This window comes from Caballeronia sp. AZ7_KS35 (assembly GCF_023631045.1).
Classification (GTDB): Bacteria; Pseudomonadota; Gammaproteobacteria; order Burkholderiales; family Burkholderiaceae; genus Caballeronia; species Caballeronia zhejiangensis.
Genome location: NZ_JALQDV010000048.1, coordinates 245,781 through 259,114 on the forward strand (window position 1 = coordinate 245,781; position 13,334 = coordinate 259,114).

Below are 13,334 nucleotides of genomic sequence, written 5' to 3' on the forward strand. Positions count from 1 at the left end.
GAAGCTCGCCATTCCATCAGGATGAGACATGGAGTTCTTCAACGATGCAACGTTGATGGCGGCGGGACACGCGCTATCGACGCTCCTGCAGTTCAACCGGATCATCTTTCTGGTGTTCGGCGTGACGGTCGGGCTCGCAATCGGCTTGCTGCCCGGCATCGGCGGGCTGACGGGCTTTGCGCTGCTCGTGCCCTTCACGTACACGATGGACCCGTACGCCGCGTTCGCGATGCTGCTCGGCATGGCGTCCGTCATCACCACCTCGGACGTGATTCCCGCCGTGCTCTTCGGGGTTCCTGGCCACGCGGCGTCGCAGGCCACGGTGCTCGACGGCCTGCCGATGACCCGGCGCGGAGAAGCATCTCGTGCATTGAGCGCCTGCTATATGTCGTCGCTGATGGGCGGGCTGATCGGCGCGGTCATTCTTGCCGTGTCGCTGCCGCTGGTGCGCCCCTTCGTGCTGTCGATCGGCACGCCGGAGATGTTGTCGCTCACCGTGTTCGGCGTGTCGATGGTGTCGGCGCTGTCGGGCAACGCGCCGCTGCGTGGCGTCGTGGCGGCATGCTTCGGCATTCTGGTCGGCATGATAGGCACCAATGTCGCGACCGGACAGATGCGCTGGACCGGCGATATTCTTTACCTTCAGGACGGCATTCCGCTGGTGCCGATCATCCTCGGCATCTTCGCGTTGCCTGAACTGTGCGAGCTGGCGATCCGGCGCGCGGCCATTGCCGAGAACGTGCAATTCACATCAAGGCAGGGCATGCGTCAGGGCGTCATCGACAGTTTCCGCAACTGGTTTCTCGTGCTGCGCTGCGGCGGTCTAGGCGCGATCCTCGGCGCGGTGCCGGGCATCACCGGCGCGGTGACGGACTGGATCGCATACGGCCACGCGTTGCAGACCGCCAGAGGCGCGAGGGAAACCTTCACCAAGGGCGACGTGCGCGGCGTGATCGCGCCCGAGGCGGCGAACAACGCGCGGGAAGGCGGCAGTCTTGTGCCGATGCTTTCGTTCGGCGTGCCCGGCGGCGCGGCCCAGGCCATCCTGCTCGGCGCAATGATGGTGCACGGCTTCATTCCCGGCCCCGACATGCTCACGCGCCATCTCGACTTCACCTACTCCATGGTCTGGTCGATCGCGCTCGCCAACATCTTCGGCGCGGGCCTGTGCTTTCTCCTGAGCGGCCAGTTCGCCAAGGTCTCGACGCTGCGCTACACGCTCATTCTGCCGGTGATCATGCCGGTCATCTATGTCGGCGCGTTCCAGGGTTCGCGAAGCTGGGGAGACCTCTTCGTGCTGCTCATCGCCGGCGTGATCGGATGGACCATGAAGCGGCTCAGATGGGCGCGTCCGCCGCTGATTCTCGGCCTCGTGCTGGGCGTGCTGATGGAACGCTACATGTCGATTTCCTTCGTGCGCTACGGCACGGACTGGCTGTCGCGGCCGGTCGTCGTCGTCCTCCTGAGTCTTGCCGCGCTGGTCTTCTTCAAGCCGCTTTTCAGCGCGCTGCGCAGCGGCGGAGTCGCACAGTTCAAGCCGAGTGGATCGATCGTCCTGAAGCGCGAGGATGTGTTCTTCATCGGCATCGGGCTCTACATGCTGCTGAGTTCGCAAGACTGGCTGCTGATGGCGCGCATCGGGCCGACGGTTGTGGCGAGCATTCTGGTATTCGCGGGAACCGTCAGCCTCGCGTACAAGGTCTTCGTGATTCCGGCGAACGGCGCGGCGCGCGCCAGCAGCGGCGTTCATATGGATGTATCGGGCGATCACGATGAAAAGCTCGCCACGGTAACCGTGCTGTCGCGCGCCGCGCGCTTTCTCGGCTGGTTTGTCGCCTTCCTGGCGTGCATGTCGGTGATCGGCATGCTTCCGACCGTGCCGCTGATGATGGTGGCGTACATGCGCGTCGAGGGGCGCGAATCGTGGAAGCTCAGTCTGATCCTCGCCGTGTGCGTAACCGCGTTCCTCTATTTCGTCTTCGACCGGATTCTTCATATTCCCTGGCCGGACAGCTTCCTCGGACGATGGCTGCCGGGTCTGGGCGGAAATTGACTCTTCATTCAAAGGAGACTCGCATGGCGCAGGATCGGCTGGCGCGTATCGACGCGGAGCAGGCTACGGACGAACAGAAGCGGGTCATCGCGCAACTGGGGGCGGGGCGGGGGCGCATTCCGACGCCGTTCAACATCTGGCTGCATAACCCGCGTCTGGCCGAGGGCATGGAAATCATCGGCACGCATGTGGACCGTTCGCCCGTGCTCAGCGAAGCGGAAACCGAAGTCGCCATTCTCGCGACGGCGGTGTTCTGGAACGCCCCGTATGTGATCGCCAATCATCGGCGGCATGCGCTGAAGGCGGGCGTGCCCGATGCGGTCGTCAGCGCGATTCTGGACAAACGCCGACCCGCGGGCGAACATGGGCGCTTCGGCCTCGTGTGCCACGCAGTGAGCGACATTCTCGCGGGTGGCTCCATCGACGATGCGCGCTTCGCCGGGTACGATGCCGGGCTGGGCCGGGCGGTCATCGCGGAGCTGCTCGTGACGATAGGCTATTTCACCTCGATCTCGCTCGGCATGACCTTGCATGCGCTCGAACCGAAGGACTGAGCGCCATGCCTGCGCAATCCGATGCGTCAAGGCAGTGGGAGATTCAACGTGACGGGGCTTGACGGCTATTTGCAGGTGAACCTGAAGGCGCGGCATCTGCGCCTGATCGTGACCATCGATACCTACCGGAATCTGACGCAGGTGGCGGAAGTCACGCACGTCACGATGCCGGCGGTGTCCAAGTCGCTGGCCGAGCTGGAGCGCGGGCTCGGGCTCACCTTGTTTTCGCGCACGGCGCAAGGGCTCGTGCCGACGCCGCACGGCGAGTGTCTCATCCGTCACGCGCGGGAAATGCTGACCATACTCCATCAGGCGCGCGATGAAATGAAGGCGCTGAGTTCGGGCACGGAAGGCAAGGTGCATATCGGCATGTTGCCCGCTTCGGCGTCCGCGCTGCTGCCTCAGGCGCTCAACCTGCTGAAGGTCAAGTCGCCGGGAACGAACGTCAGGGTGGTCGAAGGCACGCGCGGCGCATTGCTTCCCGAACTCTGGCAAGGGCGGCTCGATCTGATCGTCGGCCGGCTGCCTGCGCCGGACACGCTCGGCAGCTTCGAGGAAAAAGCGCTGCTCGAAGAACCCATCACGTTGATGACCGGGCGGCATCATCCGCTGGCGCGGCGCAAGAACCTCAACTGGTCGGATCTTCATCCGTATCCGTGGATCCTGCCGCCGCAAGGCTCGATTCTACGCGATTCGCTGGAACGCACGCTCAGGGCGCACGATGTACCGCTGACGAACAACTACATCGAGACGCTGTCGGTCCACGTGACGCGCGCGCATCTACAGATCTCGGATTTCATCGCTGTCATGGTCGGCACGCCGGCCAACGACGACGCGCAGCCCCTGCATGCGCTTCCCTTGACCTTGCCGCGCTTGCTCAGGCCGGCAGGCGTGCTGTGGAACCGGAATCGCGGGTTGACGCCGAGCGCGCAGCTCATGATCGCCTGCCTGGAAGAAGCCGCGCAGCAATTGCAGAGCGGCAACTCGTAAGTCTTTGGAAAGCATCGATCACACGACGTGTATCTTGATTTGCGTGCATTAATTAGGCATCCATATCGTGTGAGGCAGCACCTTTACCAAACGGTTAAGCGTCACGCCGCTTTATTCAATAGACGGCGTCGGGCTTCTCAAAAGATCATGTCGTCAACAACACGATATTCCTCCATGGAGACTCAAGTGACAAAGAAGGTCCATCTCAAGCTCGCCATCGCCGAACATCCGCACACTTCCGCCATCCGCAACGGTTCGATTCCCATCGAGGGCGTCGACGCGGAATTCATCACCGTTCAGCCGCAAATCGGCGCGTTCCGGCGCATGGTCCGCGATGTCGAGTTCGACGTATGCGAACTGGCGCCGACCACGTACATCATCGCGCGTGCTTATGGCGCGCCCTTCGTCGCGTTGCCGATCTTCGTCGTGCGCCGCTTCCATCATTCCGGGCTGCTCGTGCGGCCGGACGCGGGCATCAAGACGCCCAAGGATCTTGAAGGCAAGAAGGTCGGCGTGCGCGCGTATTCGGTGACGACGGGCGCATGGACGCGCCAGGTGCTGATCGACGAATTCGACCTCGATCCTTCTAAGGTGACCTGGGTCGTCGATGACGAGGAGCACGTCACGCAACTCGAGCTGCCGCCGAACGTCATTCATGCGCCCAAGGGCACCTCGCTCGCAGACATGATGGCGAAGGGCGAACTCGTCGCAGGTTTCCACGGCAATGCGGGCATTGGCCGCACCGGCGACCCGACGGGCGGCTGGAAGGAAGTGGAAGCGGATTATCCGGACCTGTTCCCGAACGCGGAAGAACTCGAATCCGAGTACTACGCCCGCACCGGCGTGTACCCGATGCACGGCACCATCGTGGTCAAGGACTCGGTGCTTGCGGAACACCCGTGGGTCGCGAAGTCGATCTACGACGCGTTCGACAAGGCGAAGAAGGAGTGGCTCGCCAAGCTCAACGCAGGCGAACTGAACGACAAGAAGAACAAGAAGTACATCGAGCTGCAGAAGATCGTCGGCAACGACCCGCTGCCCTACGGTATCGAAGAAAACCGCAAGACAATCGAAGCGCTCGAAGCGACCGCCTTCAAGCAAGGCCTGACGCCGCGTCGCATGTCCATGGATGAGCTGTTCGTCGATCCCCGCGTCTGAACCTGCACGGAAAGCACAAGAACATGATCATCGATTGCCACGGTCACTTCACGACCGTTCCCGCTTCGTTCCGCGACTGGCGCGCCAGGCAGATCGCGGCCGCCGACGATCCCGCCAATGCGCCCCCGCTGTCCGGCGCGCACGTTTCCGATGACGACATTCGAGAAGGCGTCGGCAACGGTCAGTTGCGTCTGCAACAGGAACGCGGCGGCGACCTCACGCTGTTTTCGCCGATCGCGGGTCTCATGAGCCATCACCTCGGCAACGAGCGCACGAGCCTGGAATGGGCCGAAGTGTCGAACAATCTCGTGCGACGCGTCTGCGATCTGTATCCGGACAACTTCGTGCCGGTTTGCCAGTTGCCGCAGTCGCCGCTCGCGCCGCCGAAGAACTCGTTGCCCGAACTGCGCCGCTGCGTCGAGGAAATGGGATTCGTCGGCTGCAATCTGAATCCGGACCCAAGCGGCGGTTACTGGACCGGCAAGCCCATGACGGATCGCGAGTGGTATCCGCTCTATGAGGCGCTGTGCGATCTGGATGTCCCCGCGATGATCCACGTCGCCGCATCGTGCAATCCGTGTCATCACGGCACCGGCGCGCACTATCTCAACGCGGACACGTCGGTGTTCATGCAGCTCCTGCAAGGGGATCTGTTCAGGGACTTCCCGACGCTGCGCCTCGTGATTCCGCATGGCGGCGGCGCGGTGCCTTACCACTGGGGGCGTTATCGCGGCATGTCGCTCGAGATGGCCAAGCGTCCGCTCGAAGGTCTGCTGAACAACATCTTCTTCGATACGTGCGTCTATCACCATCCGGGCGTCGAGTTGCTGACCAAGGTGGTGCCGACGAGCAACGTGCTGTTCGGTTCCGAAATGATCGGCGCGGTGCGCGGACGCGATCCGAATACCGGCCAGTATTTCGACGATACCAAGCGCTATATCGACGCATGCGAAGCGTTGAGCGATGCGGACCGGCACGCGATCTTCGAGGGCAACGCGCGACGCGTCTATCCGCGTCTGGACAAGCACCTCAAGGCGAAAGGACTGTAATGAACATCATCGACATTCATCCGCACATCATCTCGGACGACGAGAAGCGCTATCCGCCCGCGCCGCTGTTCGGCAAGCGTTCGGACTGGTCGCAGGAACGCCCGAACACGGTCGAGGCCTTGATCGAAGCGATGGACGAAGCAGGCGTCGCGAAGGCGGCCGTCGTGCATTCGTCGACGACTTACGGCTTCGATAACAGCTATGTGGTGGACGGCTGCAATCAGTACAAGGACCGGCTCATCGCCGTGGGTTCGGTCGATATGCTCGCCGATGACGTGCAGACCGTCATCAGGAACTGGGCCGACCAGGGACTGGCGGGCTTGCGCATCTTCACGGGCGGATCGACCAAGGATTTCGATCCGAGCGAACTGGACAACCCCAGGTCGTTCAGGGCGTGGGAAATGCTCGCGGAGCTGAAGCTCCCGATGTGCATCCAGACCGGACCGGTCGGCCTGCCGCAAGTGCGCATGCTGGCGGAAAAGTTTCCGAACGTGAACATCATCCTCGATCACCTCGCGCGTCCGGACGTGCTCGACGGGCCACCATACGCGAACGCAGCCGGACTCTTCGCGTTGCGTGACCTGCCGAACGTCTACATGAAGCTCACGCCGCGCATCTTCGGCGACGTGAAGAAGGAAAAGGCGAGCGCCGAGACCTTCTTCCCGCGTGTGGTCGAGGCATTCGGCGCGCAACGGCTCGCATGGGGATCGAATTTCCCGACATCGACCGGCACGCTCAGCGAGATTCTCGCCACCGCCCAACAGGGGCTTGCATGCCTGAGCGACGAAGACCGCGCATGGGTCTTCGGCAAGACCGCACAGAAGCTCTATCCGGCGCTGAGCTGACAACCTGAACGAGAACGCATCATGTCAAACACCCGCCTGAACAGCATCATCCGTGCTTTCGAATCCGGCAAGCCCGCGCATGCCGCCTTCGCGAAACTCGACAAGCAGACTGCCATCGAAATGAGCGATGCGCCTTATGACGGCATCGTCTTCGAAATGGAGCACAACCCGTACGACGTGTCCGCGCTCGGCGACGCGTTGCAGTACATGCTCAGCCGCAAGCAGATTGCGGAGTCCGGTTCGGTTGCGCCGAAGGTGACGCCGCTTGCGCGCATCCCCGCCAATGGCGCGGAGATGAACCAGAGCTTCGCGAAGCAGGTGCTCGATCGCGGCGCGTACGGCGTGATCTGGCCGCACGTGTCGACGGTCGAGCAGGCCTACAACGCCGTAGCTTCCTGCCGCTATGCGCGGCCGAAGAACGCGCCGCTCTATGAGCCAAAGGGCCTGCGCGGCGACGGTCCCGCCAACGCCGCGCGCTACTGGGGCCTGTCGATGGCCGAGTACTACGAACGCGCCGATGTCTGGCCGCTCGCGCCGCAGGGCGAGCTCCTCGTCGGGCTGATGTGCGAGAGCACCCAGGCGATCGACAATCTCGGCGACATCCTCGCCAACGTGCCGGGCATCGGTTTCATTCTGATCGGCGAAGGCGATTTGAGTCAGGAGCTGGGGTTCCCGCGTCAGTACGAGCATCCGGAAGTGCTCGCGGCGATGGGGCAGATCGTCGAGACGTGCCGCAAGCACAATGTGGTCGTCGGCAATCCGCATGTGACCGCGAAGAATCATCGCCGCTTGCAGGAAGAGGGCTATCGCTTCCTGATGTCGGCACCCGCGCGCACGTATGGCGTGGTCGGTCTCGCACGCGAACTGGCGGGTTACTGATGAACGGCGCCGAAAGTCTCGTGGCGACGCTGGTGGAGCAGGGCGTCGATATCTGTTTCGCCAATCCGGGCACCTCGGAGATGCATTTCCTCGCTGCGCTCGGCGGCAATCCGGCGATGCGCAGCGTGCTGTGCCTGTTCGAAGGCGTGGCCACCGGCGCCGCCGATGGCTGGTATCGCATGAAGGACAAGCCCGCGTCGACCTTGCTGCACCTGGGCCCTGGCCTGGCGAACGGCCTCGCGAACATCCATAACGCGAAGCGCGCTTCGTCGGGGATGGTCAATGTCGTCGGTGAACATTCGGTGTCGCATCTCAAGTACGATCCACCGCTGACCTCGGATATCGAAGGTCTCGCGCGCCCGCTGAGTCATTGGGTGCGGCGCGCGGAATCGTCGAACACGATCGCCTGGGACGCGGCGCAGGCCGTGGCCAGGGCGAGCGGGCATCCGGGCCAGATCGCCACGCTCATTCTTCCCGGCGATACCTCGTGGCAACCCGTCGATGCAGCACCCGGGTTGCCGCCGAACCGCGTCGAGGCGCGCCGCGCGCCGAGCGCCGAGCGCATCGAACATGTGGCGCGCGTGCTGCGCTCGGGTGAGCCCGCGCTGATCATTCTCGCGAACAAGTCCACGCGCGGCGTGGCGCTGGAGAAGGCGGGACGCGTCGCGGCCGCGACAGCCGCCGTGCTCGGCTCGCAGTTCTTCACGGCGCGCATCGAGCGCGGCGCGGGACGTGTGCCGCTCGCGCGCATTCCGTATGCGGTCGCGCAGGCCCAGGCGTTTCTGAAGGACTACAAGCACATCATCACGGTCGAGACGCGCGAGCCCGTCGCGTTCTTCGCGTATCCGGACAAGCCGAGCCTGCTCAAGGCGGAAGGCACGCTCGTGCATCCGCTCGTCGAGGCGGACGAAGACAGCGAACTCGCCTTCGACATGCTGTTGCAGGCGCTCGGCGCGGCCGCCACCGCGCCGCTTCTTCAGGCGCGCATCAAAACGCCGGTGCCTGTGGGTGCGCTGAATCCGGCGAGCATCGCGCATGTGCTCGCGGCCGGCTTGCCGGAGCACTGCATCGTCGTGGACGAGTCGCTGACGACGGGTCGCGAATCCATGAGCCTGACCATGGGCGCGCGGCCGCACGATCTCATCAACAACCTGGGCGGCTCGATCGGTTATGCGACGCCCGTGGCCACCGGCGCGGCGCTGGCGTGTCCCGAGCGACGCGTCGTCTGCATGGTCGGCGACGGCAGTGCGATGTACACCATCCAGTCGCTCTGGACGCAGGCACGCGAAGGACTGAACGTCACCACGATCATCTTCGCCAACAACAGCTACGCAATCCTCAAGGCCGAATACGCCAACATGGGCGCGGGCGCGCCGGGAGAGCGCGCGTTGTCGATGATCGATATCGACAAGCCGCGCATCGACTGGCTGGCGATGGCGAAGAGCATGGGCGTGCCGGCAGTGGCCGTCGAGAAGGCGGAAGGCTTCTACAAGGCGCTGGTCGATTCGGCGCGCGAAGCCGGGCCGAGCCTGATCGAAGTACGGCTCTGACATCCAACGACACCAGCAACAGGAGCACACAGCATGACAACCACGCAAACCGAAGCGCCGACGTTGCGCGTCAATCTCGCGGAATACGCGGTGACGAAGGCCATGCGCAATGGTCAGGTTAAGTCTGATCTCGTGAACCTCGAATTCTGCGGACCGACGCCCGCGCACAACGGCTTTAAGGCGATGGTACGCGAGAGCAGGTTCGACGCGGGTGAACTGGCGATCGTCACGTTCCTCCAGGCGAAGGCCTACGGCAAGCCCTATGTGCTGCTGCCCGCGCCGATCTCGGGACGTTTCCAGCATCACTGCGCCGGATACAACATCGACTTCGGCCATCTCGATCCGAAGGATATCGAAGGCAGGAAGGTCGGCGTGCGCACCTACACGCAAACCACCGCGTTGTGGATTCGCGGCATCCTGCGGCACGAATACGGCGTCGATCTGGACAAGGTCACGTGGATGACGCTCGGCGACGGCCATCTCGCCGAATACAGCGATCCGCAGAATTGCCAGCGTTTGCCGGCGGGTTCGTCTATTCCGCAGATGATGCTCGACGGAGAGCTCACGGCCGCCTTGCTCGGAGAAGACATGCCGAAGGACGAACGCGTGCGCACGCTCGTGCCCGACCCGCAGGCTGCCGCGAGAGACTGGTTCGCTCGCACCGGCGTCGTGCCGATCAACCACATGTTCGTGGTCCACGAGAAGCTCTCGAAAGAACGGCCGGATATCGTGCGCGAGCTGTATCGCATGGTCGTGGAAAGCCGCGCGAGCGCGGACAGCGTTCCCGCCGTGTTCCCGCCGCTCGGCCTGGAAGCGAATCGCAAGGGCCTGCAACTGGCCGTCGACTGGGCGCTCGATCAGAAGATCATTCCGCGTCGTCTGTCGGTCGACGAGTTGTTCGACGATGTGACCGGTTCCCTCGGTTAAGGACCTCGGAGCGCAATGTGGACATCACCCGGGTCGAACGCGCGCGGACAGCGAACCGCTGGGCCATCCTCGTGCTGCTCGCGCTGGGGCTCATGATCTCGCACGTGGATCGCACCAGCATGTCCGCGGCGTTCGCCGACCGTCATTTCGTGCAGGAATTCGCGCTGACGCACGTGCAGCGCGGATGGCTCGGCTCCGCGATGTTCTGGGCGTATGGCCTCTTTCAGTTGCCGATGGGCTGGCTGGTCGATCGCTACGGCGTGAAGTGGCCGTATGCGATCTGCTTCCTGCTCTGGTGCCTCGCCGCCGCTGCGACGGGCGCCGTGACGACATTGTGGGCGCTCATCATCGTGCGTCTGATGATCGGTGTCGCGGAAGCCGTGGTGGTTCCGGCGACCTATCGCTATCTCGCCGATCATTTCGACGAAACGCGAAAGGGCACGGCGCTGGGCATCTTTTCCATCGGCGGAAAGATGGGGCCGGCGCTCGGCGCGCCGATTGCGGCGTGGCTGATCTCGACGGGCTCATGGAAAGCGATGTTCATGATCACGGGACTCGTCGGGTTGATCTGGCTGGCGCCGTGGCTGCTGATGCTCGAGAACGACTTTCCTTCGCGCGCGCAACTCGCCGTCGCCAGGAAGCGGGCAGCGTCGGTGCCGCTCTCGAACCTGCTGTCGAGTCCGGTCGTGTGGGGCGGGCTGGTCACCAACTTTTGCTACAGCTATTTTGCGTTCTACTGCATGACGTGGATGCCAGCTTATCTCGTCGAGCAACGCGGCCTGTCGCTCGGTGAATCGGGCCTATATGTGTTCTTCAGCTTCGTCGGGATCGCGGTCGTGGCCGCCCTCGCGGGATGGGCTGCTGACCGGATGATCGCACGCGGATTCGATGCCGTGATCGTGCGCAAGTCGTTCATCGTCGCCGGATTCGTCGGCGGGACGACCGTGTTGCTCGGCGCGTATGCCCGTTCGCCGCAGATGGCCTTGCTGTGGAACGTCGTGTCGCTTTCCCTGCTCGGCCTCGTGACGGCAAACAATCTGGCGCTCGTCAAACTCACGCTGGTTCCCAAGCAGGCGGTCGGACTGAATACCGGCCTGCAGCAAGTGGCGACGAGTCTCGCGGGCGGCGTATCGGCGAGCCTGTCGGGCTGGCTGCTTCATGTCGGGCACAGCTATACCTTGCCGATGCTCGCCATCTTCGTGTTCCTGCTGCTTGGGGCCGCCAGTACCGTTGTGCTGCTCCGAAGGAAGTGGGCGCCAAAGGTCAATGCTCCCATGCGTGACGTGTCATGACTCCGTCGCATCCGTCTTCATCGCCGTCCACGCAGAATCATCCGGACGATGTGACGTCCCTGCTGCGTCACGCGTCGCTCGTGCGCTTCCTGATCGCGCGGGTCGGCTCGATCAGCGCGCAGCAAATGCTGATGCTCGCGATCAGCTGGCACATGTACGACCTGACATCGAGCGCCTGGGATCTCGGCCTCGTCGGTCTGTTCCAGTTCGTTCCCGGTCTCGCCACGACGCTCATCGCGGGGCATTGCGCCGACCGGCTGCATCGGGGACGGATGGTTGCCGCGTGCCTGGCGTTGCAGGCGGTCGTGGCGACGCTTCTGATCGTCTCCACCGCGACGCACAGCGTAACGCGCGACGTGCTGCTGACGCTCTCGCTCGTGCTCGGCGCAATCAGGCCGTTCCAGATGACGGGGCAGCAGGCGCTCCTGCCGATGCTCGTTCCGCCGCGCCTGCTTGCGCGGTCGATGGCGCTCAGCACGGTGGTCCAGCAAATCTCGGTGATCGCCGGGCCGGCGCTGGGTGGGGTGCTGTTCGCGGTCAGCGTCGGCACCGTATATCTGACGAGCGCGCTGCTGTTCTGCATCAGCGCCGTAATGTACGCGTTCGTTCGCTACGACTACACGCCGCCCTCGCGCGAACCTGCCACGGCGGACACGATCCTCGCGGGCTTGCGCTTCATCTGGGGCAGTCCGCTGTTGCTGGGCGCGATCTCGCTCGATCTCTTCGCGGTGCTGTTCGGCGGCGCGACCGCGCTGCTTCCCGTCTACGCGAAGCAGATTTTGCACGTCGGACCGCAAGGCCTGGGCTTGCTGCGCTCTGCACCCGCCATGGGCGCATTGTGCATCGGACTCGTGCTTTCACGACGCGCGATCGTCAGCGGTGTCGGCAAGAAGCTGCTGATTGCGGTGGCGGTGTATGGCGTGTCGATCGCGGCATTCGGCCTCTCGCGATGGTTTCCGTTATCGCTGCTCTTGCTCGCGGTGTCGGGCGGGGCGGATACGATCAGCGTCATCGTCAGGCAGACCTTGATTCAGCTCGAAACGCCCGATCACATGCGGGGGCGCGTGGCGGCGGTCAACACGCTGTTCATCGGGGCGAGCAATCAGCTCGGCGAATTCGAGTCGGGCGTGAGTGCGACGGCGCTGGGCGTCGTTGGCTCGGTCGTGGCGGGCGGCTTCGCGACGGTTCTGATCAGCGTCGCCTGGAGCCGCCTTTTCAAGCCGCTCGCGACGCGCGACGCGCTGCATTGATCCGGCAGCGCGTTCTTTCCGGGTCAGGATGACGAGCGTGAAGTGGTGGCCATGAGAGCCTGCTTTTCAAGGGTGGTGCGATACATCGAGCGTGCCGGCATCGGTGCGCGGCTGAGTGTCCTGAATGAGATCTACGGTTTCGTCGATCCGAGCGAGAAACAGTCATGAGCGAACAGAGAAAATCGCTTCGGTTCCTGATGCACGACTGGTTGGGGCGAGCCGGAAACATTCGAATCAGTCGCGCGGCACGTTCGAGGGCCATGCCCTGGCGTGCGGTGCGCATCGAGATCATGGTTGCGTCCGAAGCCTTCGCTATCGTGTTTTTTCGCCACGACGATGGCTCGTGGTGCGTCTATCCGCCGACGTCTCCCTCGCTTGCGATGAACCCTGTTCCGACCTGAAAGCGCACGCAAGCGGCGGGAGCTAAGTGTCAACCCTCAATTGCTAACCCTGCTAGACTGTTTGAGCGAACTTCACGCATCCCGCGATGCAGTGTCGCCAGGCAAGCCTGGGAGGTGTTGCATGAAACCGCTCGTCAAAGCTGTTTCAGGGTTGGTCCTTGCCATTCCCGTTCTTTCCTTTGCGCAGACAGGCGACCAGTCCTTGACTCGCGCACAGGTTCGCGCCGATCTCGTCCGCGCTGAAAATGCGGGCTACAGCCCGACCGCCTGGGCGGATTTCCCTGACGGTGAAATACAGGCTGCCGAATTCCGCGTCGCTGCGCGCAAGGCGATGAAGGGCCGGGCCGACGAAGCCGGCCGTAACAGAACGCCCTAGCAGTCCGGCG

At 63.6% G+C, this 13,334-nt stretch carries 13 protein-coding genes; all 13 read left to right on the top strand.

Going from position 1 to position 13,334, the window contains the following annotated elements:
• Nucleotides 1-28 precede the first annotated feature (28 nt).
• The 13 genes from NCT05_RS30690 (at nt 29) to NCT05_RS30750 (ending at nt 13,324) form a co-directional block, all read left to right on the top strand.
• On the top strand, nt 29-2,053 hold the full coding sequence (locus tag NCT05_RS30690) for a tripartite tricarboxylate transporter permease (RefSeq protein WP_250503920.1): 2,025 nt from the start codon (nt 29-31) through the stop codon (nt 2,051-2,053).
• A gap of 23 nt (nt 2,054-2,076) precedes the next feature.
• Nucleotides 2,077-2,607: a carboxymuconolactone decarboxylase family protein gene (locus NCT05_RS30695; RefSeq protein ID WP_250437679.1), complete on the top strand. Its 531-nt coding sequence runs from the start codon at nt 2,077-2,079 to the stop codon at nt 2,605-2,607.
• A 48-nt stretch (nt 2,608-2,655) separates the two neighbouring features.
• Entirely contained in the window at nt 2,656-3,597 is a 942-nt protein-coding gene (locus tag NCT05_RS30700; protein ID WP_250437680.1) for a LysR substrate-binding domain-containing protein, read from the top strand.
• A gap of 186 nt (nt 3,598-3,783) precedes the next feature.
• Complete coding sequence (locus NCT05_RS30705; protein WP_250437681.1) at nt 3,784-4,755, top strand: ABC transporter substrate-binding protein; 972 nt, start codon at nt 3,784-3,786, stop codon at nt 4,753-4,755.
• A 23-nt stretch (nt 4,756-4,778) separates the two neighbouring features.
• Nucleotides 4,779-5,804, top strand: coding sequence for an amidohydrolase family protein (locus NCT05_RS30710; RefSeq protein WP_250456992.1), 1,026 nt, complete (start codon nt 4,779-4,781; stop codon nt 5,802-5,804).
• Nucleotides 5,804-6,649 (top strand): amidohydrolase family protein, encoded by an 846-nt coding sequence (locus NCT05_RS30715; protein ID WP_250503921.1) that lies wholly within the window; start codon nt 5,804-5,806, stop codon nt 6,647-6,649. Before NCT05_RS30710 ends, NCT05_RS30715 begins: the two co-directional genes overlap by 1 nt.
• A gap of 21 nt (nt 6,650-6,670) precedes the next feature.
• Entirely contained in the window at nt 6,671-7,528 is an 858-nt protein-coding gene (locus tag NCT05_RS30720) for an HpcH/HpaI aldolase family protein (RefSeq protein WP_250503922.1), read from the top strand.
• A complete protein-coding gene (locus NCT05_RS30725; protein WP_250503923.1) occupies nt 7,528-9,078 on the top strand; it encodes an acetolactate synthase large subunit in 1,551 nt (516 codons plus the stop codon). The genes NCT05_RS30720 and NCT05_RS30725 overlap by 1 nt, the downstream gene beginning before the upstream one ends.
• Before the next feature lie 33 nt (nt 9,079-9,111).
• Nucleotides 9,112-10,005 (top strand): phosphate ABC transporter substrate-binding protein, encoded by an 894-nt coding sequence (locus NCT05_RS30730; RefSeq protein WP_250437686.1) that lies wholly within the window; start codon nt 9,112-9,114, stop codon nt 10,003-10,005.
• A gap of 17 nt (nt 10,006-10,022) precedes the next feature.
• Nucleotides 10,023-11,297, top strand: a complete 1,275-nt coding sequence (locus NCT05_RS30735; protein ID WP_250437687.1) for an MFS transporter — start codon at nt 10,023-10,025, stop codon at nt 11,295-11,297.
• The gene (locus NCT05_RS30740; RefSeq protein ID WP_284507591.1) at nt 11,294-12,547 is read left to right on the top strand and encodes an MFS transporter; all 1,254 of its coding nucleotides are present in this window, start codon (nt 11,294-11,296) and stop codon (nt 12,545-12,547) included. The genes NCT05_RS30735 and NCT05_RS30740 overlap by 4 nt, the downstream gene beginning before the upstream one ends.
• A 164-nt stretch (nt 12,548-12,711) precedes the next feature.
• On the top strand, nt 12,712-12,948 hold the full coding sequence (locus NCT05_RS30745; protein ID WP_250456986.1) for a hypothetical protein: 237 nt from the start codon (nt 12,712-12,714) through the stop codon (nt 12,946-12,948).
• A 121-nt stretch (nt 12,949-13,069) separates the two neighbouring features.
• Nucleotides 13,070-13,324, top strand: coding sequence for a DUF4148 domain-containing protein (locus NCT05_RS30750; RefSeq protein WP_250437689.1), 255 nt, complete (start codon nt 13,070-13,072; stop codon nt 13,322-13,324).
• Nucleotides 13,325-13,334: the final 10 nt, after the last annotated feature.

What these genes read in the sequence shown, in the direction of transcription:
- NCT05_RS30720 (WP_250503922.1), top strand. Translation starts at nt 6,671, where the DNA reads ATGTCAAACACCCGCCTGAACAGCATCATCCGTGCTTTCGAATCCGGC.
- NCT05_RS30745 (WP_250456986.1), top strand. Translation starts at nt 12,712, where the DNA reads ATGAGCGAACAGAGAAAATCGCTTCGGTTCCTGATGCACGACTGGTTG.
- NCT05_RS30715 (WP_250503921.1), top strand. Translation starts at nt 5,804, where the DNA reads ATGAACATCATCGACATTCATCCGCACATCATCTCGGACGACGAGAAG.
- NCT05_RS30695 (WP_250437679.1), top strand. Translation starts at nt 2,077, where the DNA reads ATGGCGCAGGATCGGCTGGCGCGTATCGACGCGGAGCAGGCTACGGAC.
- NCT05_RS30730 (WP_250437686.1), top strand. Translation starts at nt 9,112, where the DNA reads ATGACAACCACGCAAACCGAAGCGCCGACGTTGCGCGTCAATCTCGCG.
- NCT05_RS30690 (WP_250503920.1), top strand. Translation starts at nt 29, where the DNA reads ATGGAGTTCTTCAACGATGCAACGTTGATGGCGGCGGGACACGCGCTA.
- NCT05_RS30740 (WP_284507591.1), top strand. Translation starts at nt 11,294, where the DNA reads ATGACTCCGTCGCATCCGTCTTCATCGCCGTCCACGCAGAATCATCCG.
- NCT05_RS30750 (WP_250437689.1), top strand. Translation starts at nt 13,070, where the DNA reads ATGAAACCGCTCGTCAAAGCTGTTTCAGGGTTGGTCCTTGCCATTCCC.
- NCT05_RS30725 (WP_250503923.1), top strand. Translation starts at nt 7,528, where the DNA reads ATGAACGGCGCCGAAAGTCTCGTGGCGACGCTGGTGGAGCAGGGCGTC.
- NCT05_RS30710 (WP_250456992.1), top strand. Translation starts at nt 4,779, where the DNA reads ATGATCATCGATTGCCACGGTCACTTCACGACCGTTCCCGCTTCGTTC.